This is a genomic window from Salinadaptatus halalkaliphilus (genome assembly GCF_006543045.1).
GTDB classification, from domain to species: Archaea; Halobacteriota; Halobacteria; order Halobacteriales; family Natrialbaceae; genus Salinadaptatus; species Salinadaptatus halalkaliphilus.
Window position 1 is genome coordinate 1 of record NZ_RBZW01000051.1, and the last position, 10,070, is coordinate 10,070.

The 10,070-nt window shown below is 64.6% G+C and carries 7 protein-coding genes and 1 pseudogene; 6 read left to right on the forward strand and 2 right to left on the reverse strand.

Annotated features, from left to right (window positions below):
• Positions 1–157: 157 nt before the first annotated feature.
• Complete coding sequence (locus D8Y22_RS15315; RefSeq protein WP_141465574.1) at positions 158–1,810, reverse strand: class I adenylate-forming enzyme family protein; 1,653 nt, start codon at positions 1,808–1,810, stop codon at positions 158–160.
• Between the two features lie 180 nt (positions 1,811–1,990).
• Here D8Y22_RS15315 and D8Y22_RS15320 point away from each other — a divergent pair, with 180 nt between their 5' ends.
• Both D8Y22_RS15320 and D8Y22_RS15325 read left to right on the forward strand, forming a co-directional pair.
• The gene (locus D8Y22_RS15320; RefSeq protein WP_141465575.1) at positions 1,991–2,464 is read left to right on the forward strand and encodes a MaoC/PaaZ C-terminal domain-containing protein; all 474 of its coding nucleotides are present in this window, start codon (positions 1,991–1,993) and stop codon (positions 2,462–2,464) included.
• A gap of 140 nt (positions 2,465–2,604) precedes the next feature.
• Complete coding sequence (locus D8Y22_RS15325) at positions 2,605–3,612, forward strand: TIGR04024 family LLM class F420-dependent oxidoreductase (protein WP_141465576.1); 1,008 nt, start codon at positions 2,605–2,607, stop codon at positions 3,610–3,612.
• A gap of 47 nt (positions 3,613–3,659) precedes the next feature.
• On the opposite strand, the gene D8Y22_RS15330 is transcribed toward D8Y22_RS15325, so the two are convergent.
• Positions 3,660–4,436, reverse strand: coding sequence for an SDR family NAD(P)-dependent oxidoreductase (locus D8Y22_RS15330; RefSeq protein WP_141465577.1), 777 nt, complete (start codon positions 4,434–4,436; stop codon positions 3,660–3,662).
• A gap of 222 nt (positions 4,437–4,658) precedes the next feature.
• On the opposite strand from D8Y22_RS15330, the gene D8Y22_RS15335 reads away from it, so the two are divergent.
• The 4 genes and pseudogenes from D8Y22_RS15335 to D8Y22_RS15350 all read left to right on the forward strand — a co-directional run.
• On the forward strand, positions 4,659–6,752 hold the full coding sequence (locus tag D8Y22_RS15335) for a hydantoinase/oxoprolinase family protein (protein ID WP_174811871.1): 2,094 nt from the start codon (positions 4,659–4,661) through the stop codon (positions 6,750–6,752).
• 20 nt (positions 6,753–6,772) lie between these two features.
• Entirely contained in the window at positions 6,773–8,440 is a 1,668-nt protein-coding gene (locus D8Y22_RS15340) for a hydantoinase B/oxoprolinase family protein (protein ID WP_141465579.1), read from the forward strand.
• A gap of 6 nt (positions 8,441–8,446) precedes the next feature.
• Positions 8,447–9,457, forward strand: a complete 1,011-nt coding sequence (locus tag D8Y22_RS15345; protein WP_174811872.1) for an LLM class flavin-dependent oxidoreductase — start codon at positions 8,447–8,449, stop codon at positions 9,455–9,457.
• 111 nt (positions 9,458–9,568) lie between these two features.
• A pseudogene (locus D8Y22_RS15350) lies at positions 9,569–9,976 on the forward strand (acyl-CoA dehydrogenase family protein); the annotation flags it as partial.
• Positions 9,977–10,070: the final 94 nt, after the last annotated feature.

Consider the following 10,070-nt stretch of genomic DNA (forward strand, 5'->3'; position numbering starts at 1 on the left):
TGAACGTCAATCTGGCACATCTTGTCCTCAGTCGCTTGGATCGAGGCTACCCAGCCACGTCCTGCGAACTGATATTGAAGATGCAACAGGCTATGGTACAGCGACTCGAGCACCGCCTCCGTGACGAACGGTATTCGGATCGTGCTCGGTGATCCGTTCAGGCATCCCCGTCCTGCAGTCGATCCCGAAGGTCCGTCTTGAGAACCTTCCCGACCGGATTGCGGGGAATCTCCTCGACGACTTCCAGCCGTTCGGGTCGCTTGTAGATCGCGACATCGTCGCCCATGTACGACGTGATATCCTCGAGCGCGAGATTTTCGCCCGGCCGTGGAACGGCGTAGACGGCGACCCGCTCGCCGAGATCCTCGTGGGGTTCGCCGACGACGGCCGCGTCCGCGACCGCCGGGTGCTCGAGGACGATGTTCTCGACTTCCTTGGCGCTGATCGTGAAGCCGCCGCGAATGATGACGTCCTTCTTTCGGTCGAAAAAGCTGATGTAGTCGCCGTCTTCGACCCGGAAGAGGTCGCCCGTGTGGAAGTAGCCGTCCTCGTCGAAGGCGTCGGCGGTGAGCTCCGGCTGGTTGTAGTAGCCGGCCATGAGGCCGGGCCCTTTGTACGCGAGTTCGCCGACCTCCCCGACCTCGGTCACTTCCTCGCCGGTTTCGGGATCGACGACGCGGATGTCGACAGTATCGATCCGGGGATCGTCGATACCCCAGTCGACGTCCTGTGCAAAGCGCGGGAAATCGGTCGCACGGCGCTCGAGCGGCGTCGTCTTCGGACCGCTGATCGCCGAGGTTCCCTCGTTTTGACCCCAGATGTTGATGATTTCGATCCCCCAGCGCTCGTCGAACTCCTGCATCGCCCACTCGGCTGGGGCGGCCGATCCCGTCGTGATCGTCTCGACATCGCTCAGGTCGAACTCGTCGACATCGGGGTGTTTGAGCAACTGGTTGAGCATCGTCGGCACGAGGATGGTGAAGGTAACGCCCTCCGCTTGCATCTGCCCGACCATCTGCTCTAAGTCGATGGGGTGGTGCAACACGAGCGTTCCGCCGGTGAGCAGCCAGGGCACGTAGTTGACCCCCAGTGCCGTCATGTTGACCAGCGGCGCGGCACAGAGGATCGTTTCGCCGTCCGTCATGTCACAGAGGGGCGGCGCCGGATTCGAGTGCCAGTTGTTGTGGGTCATCGGACACGCCTTCGGCTCGGCGGTCGTTCCCGAGGTCCACTGGACGTTGAACAGCTCGTTCGCGCCGACGTCGATGTCCTCGAGCGCCGACGGTTCGGCGTCCCCCGTCGTCGCCTCGCGAATCTCGGCGAACGAAACTGCGTGCTCGAGCGTGTCCGACTCCTCGGCGACCGTCCCAGCCATTTCGACGTGATCGAACCCGTCGAACTCGCGAGGACCGACGAAAGCGACGGCGTCGGTGACGTCCACGACGTGCTCGAGTTCGTGGCGGCGCCACTGAATCGGCATCGGCGACGCGATCGCTCCCGCACGGGCGATGGCGAGATACAGCATGGCCAGCTCCCACGTGTTCGGGAGCTGGACCACCACGAAGTCGTCCGTCCCGATCCCGCGGTCCCGAAGCGCCGTCGCGACGGCATCGACGGCCGCCGACAGCTCCCCGTAGGTCAGCCGTTCCGGCTCCCGGTCGACCAGCTCCGCGGTGTTTGGCGGATCGACGACGGCCGTTTGGTCGGGATGGCGATCGACCGTCGTCGCGAACGTCTCGAGTAGCGTTTCGTCTCCCCATGCGCCGGCCGCCTCGTAACGATCGATCTGTTCCCGGTCGTGTACCTGCATTCCGTGTTGACAATTACCATCGTTCCAGTTAGGTGTTGCGTTGAACCGTCTCCGCGGACGGACGGCACTGACGGCACTCCCGTCGGGACCGACGACGGTTCGTCGGCGGCTACGATCGATTCTCTCGTGACGGCAGAACGAACTCGAACGTATTTATCGGTAGCCGCCGATTGGAGAAATATGAGCGCTCGAGGCGCCAAGTACTTCGAAGACTTCGAGGACGGCGAATCGATCACGACTGCATCGCGGACGTTGACCGAGGCGGACCTCGTCAACTTCTGTTCGCTCACCGGTGATTGGAACCAGCTGCACTCGAGCGAACCGTTCGCTCGGGATTCACATATGGACCAGCGCATATTTTCCGGCCCACAGGTGTTTTCGTACGCGATCGGTTTGGTGGGACGGACGAATATCTTCGAGGGAACTATAAAAGCGATCCTTGGCTTCGACGATTTCACGTTTCACGTCCCGACGCATCCTGGCGATACGATCCACGTCGTGGCGACGGTCGCGGAGACGAGCGAGTCCGATACTCGGTTTGCCGACGACGCCGGGCAGGTAACGGTAACCTACGACGTTCGGAACGAAGACGACGATACCATCGCCGTCGGCGATGTCCGACTGCTCGTGTTCAAGCGCGGGGAGACGGAGTAATCCGCGTGATAGCGCGACCGGACTGGGGTATTCCGCGGCGTTTCGGACCGACTTTCGTATTCCTGAACGTTTATTATCGATCGACTGGTAGTACGGGTGATGTATCGGTGGAGATCGACTATCATCGGAGGCGGTGACGTATGAACGAAGCACTCGAGCTGGTCGTCATGACCGGGGATCACGAGACGCACGGGACGATCGTCGATCGCGCCCAACGAGCCGAGGAACTGGGCTACAGTCGCGTCTCCATGGGGGAAGCGACGGGCTGGACCATTGTGCCGACGCTCTCGTTGATCGCCGATCGAACCGACGAGATCGGCATCTCGAACGACGTATTCTCGCCGTACGGGCGATCGCCGGCGGTGCTCGCTCAGACGACGCTCACACTGAACGACCTCTCGGACGGCCGCTATCGGCTGGGACTCGGCCCGAGTTCGCCGGCGCTGACCGAGCAGTGGCACGGGACATCATTCGACCGGCCGTTGCGGCGTCTCCGTGAAACCCTCGAGCTGGTCCGGGCGATCTGTACCGACGGCGCCGCGAGGTACGAGGGAGAGATATTCGATCTCGACGGGTTATCCTACGATCGAGAGCTCCCCGAGTCGCCGCCGAGAATCGACCTCGCGACGCTCGGCCCGAAAGCGACGGAGCTGACCGGGCGGTTCGCCGACGGCTGGGTTCCGCAGCTCTTCTCGACGGCGGGACTCGAGGAGCGCCTCGAGGACGTAGAACGGGGGCTCGAACTCGGCGGCCGCGACTCGAGCGACGTTCACGTCAGCCCAATCTTGCGGTGTATCGCGAGCGAGGATCGCGAGCAGGCCCGGGCGAAGGCCCGATCGATGATCGCGTTTCTGATCGGTGCCTACGGACCCTACTACGGTAATTCGGTCGCCTCGCAGGGGTACGAAGATGTCGTCGAAGACGTTCGATCGGCGTGGGCCGACGGCGACACCGCGGGGATGGCCGCGGCGCTGCCGGACGACGTCCTCGACGAGTTCGCAGCCGCGGGGACACCCGACGAGGTCCGGTCTCGAGTGCGGCGTTACACAGCGGTCGACGGCGTCGACGCGGTTCGGGTCGGTTTCGTCGGCGGGATGACCGACGACGAGAAGGAAACGACGATGACGGCGCTGGCCGATTTGCTGTAGCTCACGCTACCCGGTCGGTAACCGGGTTGCCGAGATCCTGCGATCGCCTACCCCCGGATGTAGCCGCCGTTGACGCTGACGACCTGTGCGGTGATCCAGTCCGCGGCGTCGCTCGCCAGGAAGGCGACGGTGTTGGCGATATCCTCCGGCTTTCCGAGCCGATCGAGCGCGTAGGACTCGAGGATCTTCTCGCGGTACTCGTCGATCCACTCCTCGGTGGCGGGCGTCTCCGTCGTGCCCGGCGAGACGACGTTGAGCCGGATGCCGTGTTCGCCGACTTCCTTCGCGACCGTCTTCGTGAACGCGACGTTACCCGCCTTCGCGCCGCCGTAGACGGCCAGCGACGGGTCGTTGCCCTTGTAGGAGTCACTCGCGTAGTTGATGACGCTGCCGCCGTCCTGGTTGATCATGTGCGGGAGCGCAGCGTGGGTGCAGTTCATCGTCCCGAAGTACGTGACGCCGACGCAGTGCTCCCAATCCTCGGGTTCGGACTCGAGGAACGAGGACGTCTTCGTACTGAGGCCGGCGTTGTTGACGAGGACGTCGATCGAGCCGAATTCATCGACGGTCCGCTCGACCATCTCGGTCGCGTCGTCGTAGTCGGAGACGTCTGTCTGGACCGCGATCGCTCGCGTCCCGTACTCGTCTTCGATCTCCGCGGCGACGTCTTCGGCGGCCTCGAGGTCAACGTCGGCGATGGTGACGTTCGCGCCGAGGGAAGCGAACGTTGCACAGACCTCCTTCCCGATACCGCTTGCGCCGCCGGTGACGGCGACGCCGTCGTCTGTAAAGTCGAACTTCTCGGCTATCGATTCTGTTGCCATGCTACCGCATACCGTTGCCCCTCACATAAGCGTACTGTAGCGAGTCCTGTCCCGCCGGTTTCGAAACTTTGAGTGTAGGTGATTAGAGACCCAATGGTTTGGACTCCCGTCGAGTTGAATTCTGACGACGGACGATTGGGGATATTCACGGAGTCGCCACGTCGCGCTCGTTGGGTACCAAGAGCTAAGTGTTCGCCTAAATAACATATGTATGGTGTACCCATGCATACGCTAGGTGTAGATATCGGTGGAACCTTCACCGATTTCACCCTCGTCGACGAGGGGGAACGCGAGGTAGCCGTCGAAAAGGAGCCGACGACGCCGGACAATCCCGCGGTGGGAGCGCTCTCGGGCGCCAGACGGTTGCTCGAGTCGGAGGGCGTCGGCTTCGAGGACGTCGAGGCCGTGATCCACGGGACGACGCTCGTCTCGAACACGCTCATCGAACAGACCGGTGCGAAGACCGGTCTGCTGACGACCGAGGGGATACGGGATACGCTTCGACTCCGGCGTGGCTCCCGGTACGACATGTTCGACTGGGGGATGACGTATCCGGACCCGCTCGTCCCGCGGGACCGACGCCTCGAGGTCGGCGAGCGCCTGGACGACGCCGGCGACGTCGTTACGCCAATCGATCGGGAGCAGGTACGCGAGCAGGCCGACCGCCTCGTCGCGGACCACGGCGTCGACTCGATCGCCGTCTCGCTGTTGCACTCCTACGTCAACGACGAGCACGAACGGGTTATCGGCTCGGTACTCGAGGAGGAGTATCCGTCCGTGAACGTCTCGCTCTCGTCGGCGGTGGTACCGGTGATTCGGGAGTACGAACGGACATCGACGACGGCGATCAACGCCTACGTCGCGCCGGTCGTCGCCGACTATCTGGACTTCCTCAGCGAGGAGTTGGCCGCAGAGGGGTTCGCCGGAGAGGTATACATGATGACCTCGAGCGGGGGCGTGGTGGACGTCCGGACCGCGAAAGCCGAACCAATTCGGCTCGTCGAATCCGGCCCGGCGGCCGGTGTGTTAGCGAGTCGGATTTTCGGGGAGAGCCACGGTCACGACGATGTCTTCTCGTTCGACATGGGCGGGACGACCGCGAAGGGGTCGGTGGTCAGCGACGGCGAGATACAGATGAAGTACGCGACCGACATCGCCCGCGTCCACCGGTTCAAGGAGGGAAGCGGCTACGACATCGTCTCGCCGCTGATCGACCTCACGGAGATCGGCGCCGGCGGCGGTTCGATCGCATCGGTCAACGAGGTCGGGTTGATCGAGGTCGGCCCCGAGAGCGCAGGCTCGGATCCAGGACCGGTCTGTTACAACCGCGGCGGCGACGAGCCGACGGTGACCGACGCCTCGTTGCTGCTTGGCTATCTCGACCCGGAGACGTTCTACGGCGGGCGGATGGAACTGGCACAGGAGCGGACAGAACGCGTCTTCGACCGGAAGCTGGCCGAGCCACTCGAAACGTCTACGACGGAGGCGGCCTGGCGCGTCTTCGAAGTGGTCAACGAGAACATGGCGACGGCGTTTCGCCGCTACGCCGCGAGCCGCGGGATAGACACCCGTGGGCTCTCGATGACGGCGTTGGGCGGCGCCGGTCCCTCCCACGCGTTCCGCGTCGCCAGAAAGCTCGACATCGGCGAGGTGATCTGTCCCTTCGGCGCCGGCGTCGGCTCCTCGATCGGTCTGACCGAGGCGCCACGGATGTACGAGACGAGTTCGACACAGCAGGCGCTGCTCGAGGACCTCGACCGCGATGCCTTCGAGCAGCAGTTCCGGCCGCTGTACGAGGAGGCCCGCGAGGTGCTCTCCCGCGCGAACGTCGACGAAGATGCCGTCGAGGTCGACCTCAGCCTCGACATGCGCCACGTCGATCAGGGCCACGAGATCGAGGTTCCGCTACCCGCCGACGCCATCGACGACGTGACGGCCGACGCTGCGCTCGAGGCGTTCGCGCGGGCCTACGAGGAGACGTTCAACCGGGAGATGCTCGAGTTCCCCGTCGAGGTGCTGACTTACCGACTGGAACTCAGCGAAGCCAACGACGATCGAGCGGCCGCACAGCTCGCGGCGCCGACAGACAGAGTGGCCCAGCCCTCGACCAGGAGCGTCCACTTCGGCCCGGCGTACGGCTCCGTCGAGACCGACATCTACCGGTGGTCGGCCCTCGAGCCCGGCATCCAGCTCGAGGGGCCGCTCGTCATCGAAGCCGACCAGACGACGGTCGTCGCCGATCCCGACTCGACGGTCTCGGTCGCCGACGACTACGACGTGACGATCTCGCTCGAGGAGCAACGTGCGACGAACTGACCACGAAACGACAGATACCAATGCGCGACACAGCCACGAACGAGACGGACGAACTCGAGACGCAAGTCCTGTGGAACCGACTGCAATCGACCGCCGACGAGATGTACGACGCCGCCGAGCGACTCGCTTTCTCGTTTTCCATTCGGGAGGGTGCCGACGCCTCCACCGCCGTTATGACCGCCGACGGGGACGCGATCGGGCTCTCGGATCAGAGCGTCCCCGTATTGTCGGGCGCGCTCTCGCGGACGACGCGCATCATTCTCGAGGAGCACTTCCCGCCCGAGGAGCTCGAGCCGGGCGATACGATCATCACGAACGATCCATGGATCGGCGGCGGCCACCTCTCGGACGTCGTCGTATTGAATCCCGTATTCTACGACGGCGAACTCGTCGGGATCACCGGCAGCCTCGGCCACACCGACGACGTCGGCGGCAACCGCGGCGGCTGGTCGACCGACGCCGAGCAGGTCTACGAGGAAGGCATCCTGATTCCGCCGGCAAAGCTCTACGACGCCGGGGAGCGAAACGACGCGATTGAGGCGATCATCCGCGACAACGTCCGCATCCCTCACCAGACGCTCGGCGACATCGAGGCGCTTCGCTCGGGCAACACCCTCGGGGAGGAACGGCTCGAGGAGGCCATCGCGGACTACGGCCCCGAGACGTTCGACCACGTAGCCGACGAGGTGATCGACCGCTCCGAACGGGCGCTTCGCGACGAACTCGAGGAGCTACCCGACGACACCCACGACGCGTCGGTCACGTTCGAAATCGCCGGCTTCGACATCACGATCGCGGTCTCCGTGACGGTCGATGGCAGCGATCTCTACGTCGACTTCGAGGGAACCTCCGACCAGATCGACGCCGGCATCAACTGTCCGTTCGGCAACATCGTCACCGTGACCGAGTACATCGTCAAGTGTATGCTCGTTCCGGAACTGCCCAACGCCGAGGGGTTCTTCCGGCCGATACACGTCACGGCGCCGGAGGGATCGATCATCAACTGCGACCGGCCGAAGGCGACGATGGGGCGTCACCTCACCTACTCGCGGGCCGAAGACGCGCTGATCCGCGCGCTCGGCCAGGTCGTCCCCGAGTCGGCGCTGTCTGAGATGGCGGGCATCCAGCTGGCGCCGTTCAGCGGGCAGGACGCTGCGGGGAACGAGTTCATCGCCGTCGGCGGCACGGCGGGGGGGTTCCCGCCTCGAGCGGGCAAAGACGGCACGCCGGGGGTCTACTTCCCGTACAACGGCAAGAGCACGCCGATCGAGATGTTCGAGCGCTACAGCCCGATCCGCTGGGTCGAAACGGCGCTGGTCCCCGACAGCGAGGGGGCCGGCGAGTACCGATCGGGGCCAGCCGTGCGCAGTTCCTACCACAATCCGACCGAGCAGCCGGCGTACTTCAGCCTCACCTCGGGGCGGGCCGACCGGGAGCCCGACGGGTTCCGCGGGGGCGAGAGCGGCAAGCGCGCGACCGTCGAGTCCGACGCGGACGACAAAACCGTCGAACCGAACGGTCCCGGCGTCCTGGGGCCCGGGGAGACCCTCTCGCTCGTCTCCGCGACGCCCGGGGGCTACGGCGATCCGACCGACCGGGACGACGACCGCGTCGAGACCGACGTTCGGCTGGGCTACGTCTCCGAAGAACGGGCCCGCGAGGTCTACGACTACGATCCGACGGGGTGACCGATCGTGCTCGAATTCGGCGGCTTTCTGGCCGCACAATCGATCGACGACGCGGTCGAGTACGCACAGGTGGTCGAGGACAACGGGTTCGACGCGCTGTGGGCGATCGACTCCCAGCAACTCTACACGGAGCTGTACGTCTCCCTGACCGCCTGTGCACACGCGACCGAGCGGATCGAACTCGCGCCGGGCATCACGAACCCGGTGAGCAGACATCCTTCCGTGACTGCAGGCGCGATCGCGGCGCTCGATGCGGCATCGGGCGGGCGGGCGACCCTCGGTATCGGCGCGGGCGACAGCGCCGTCTACTCGATCGGCCGGACACCGACGACGGTCGGGGAGCTGCGCGAGGCGGTCGAAACCATCGGATCGCTGCTTTCCGGCGAGACGGTGACCGTCGGCGGCGAACCCTTCACGCTCGAGCCCGCGGCCGGCGCCGAGGACATCGACATCTGCGTCGCCGCCGAAGGGCCGAAAACGCTCCGGATGGCCGGTGCCGTTGGCGACGCCGTCATCTTTGGCGGCGGGCCGAACCCGAGCGTCGTCGACGATCTCGGGTGGACGAACATCCGAGCAGGTGCAGAGCAAGCGGGACAAGACCCCGACGACCTGCGGTTGATCGCACTGGCGCCGACCTGCGTCGCCGAGAGTCAAGCAGCGGCCGTCGAACTGCTCAAGCCCGTCATCGAACCGATCGCCTGGCACAACTTCAGCTTCTCCGTAGCGGAAGCGCCGGCCCACCTGCAGGACGACCTGCAACGGCTCGCCGACGCACACGACATGCGAGAGCACGGCAAAGAGGACGCCGACGCGATCGAAACCGTCCCCGACGAAGTCTGGGAGTACCTCGGGGACCGCTTCGCCGTCGCGGGGACCCCCGAGGACTGTCGCGCGAGACTCGAGCGCCTCGCCGACGTCGGCGTCGACCACGTCATGTGCCTGTTCCCGCCCGATCGCGTCGAACACACCGAGCGCTTCGCGAGCGAGGTCATGGAACCGCTCCAGAGCGGCGAATAGTCCGCCAGAACAGACGTTCGGGTAGGTGAGCGCTCGGAGGGCATTCCAGCGGCATCGACGAACCGTTCCGCGGACCGAAGATTTACATTGGGTACTGGTATCACATATCGTATGGAATACGGCGATTCCGAGACGGCTCGAGACGTTGCAGCGCGCGTCGAATCGTTCATGGACGAGGTCGTCATCCCGCGGGAGCGGGAGGTGTTACGGTCCGGCGAGCAGATTTCGATGGACGAGATCGAGGAGATGTGGGAGCAATCGAAGGAGCGCGATCTCTTCGCCCCTCAGATGCCCGAGGAGTACGGCGGGCAGGGGCTCGACTTCCAGGACATGTTGCCATCGTTCGAGCAGGTGGGGCGGTCGCTGATCGGCGCGCTCTCGATTCGGGCGAACGCGCCCCAGGAGGGGAACATGCACACGCTGGAGAAAGTCGGCACCGAGGAACAAAAAGAGGAGTGGCTGCGGCCGCTCGTCCAGGGCGAGATCTCCTCGGCGTTCTCGATGACCGAACCCCCACAGTAATGATCAAGATAACTTTTGCAAATATGGACTGAGGAACTGGTCGATCCAGGACTTGGCAAATCCAAGTCGATCAGTAAGGGTGTTGAAGAGA

Bases quoted from the DNA above. Each gene is read 5' to 3' on its own strand.
- D8Y22_RS15315 (WP_141465574.1), bottom strand. From the start codon at position 1,810: ATGCAGGTACACGACCGGGAACAGATCGATCGTTACGAGGCGGCCGGC.
- D8Y22_RS15320 (WP_141465575.1), top strand. From the start codon at position 1,991: ATGAGCGCTCGAGGCGCCAAGTACTTCGAAGACTTCGAGGACGGCGAA.
- D8Y22_RS15325 (WP_141465576.1), top strand. From the start codon at position 2,605: ATGAACGAAGCACTCGAGCTGGTCGTCATGACCGGGGATCACGAGACG.
- D8Y22_RS15330 (WP_141465577.1), bottom strand. From the start codon at position 4,436: ATGGCAACAGAATCGATAGCCGAGAAGTTCGACTTTACAGACGACGGC.
- D8Y22_RS15335 (WP_174811871.1), top strand. From the start codon at position 4,659: ATGCATACGCTAGGTGTAGATATCGGTGGAACCTTCACCGATTTCACC.
- D8Y22_RS15340 (WP_141465579.1), top strand. From the start codon at position 6,773: ATGCGCGACACAGCCACGAACGAGACGGACGAACTCGAGACGCAAGTC.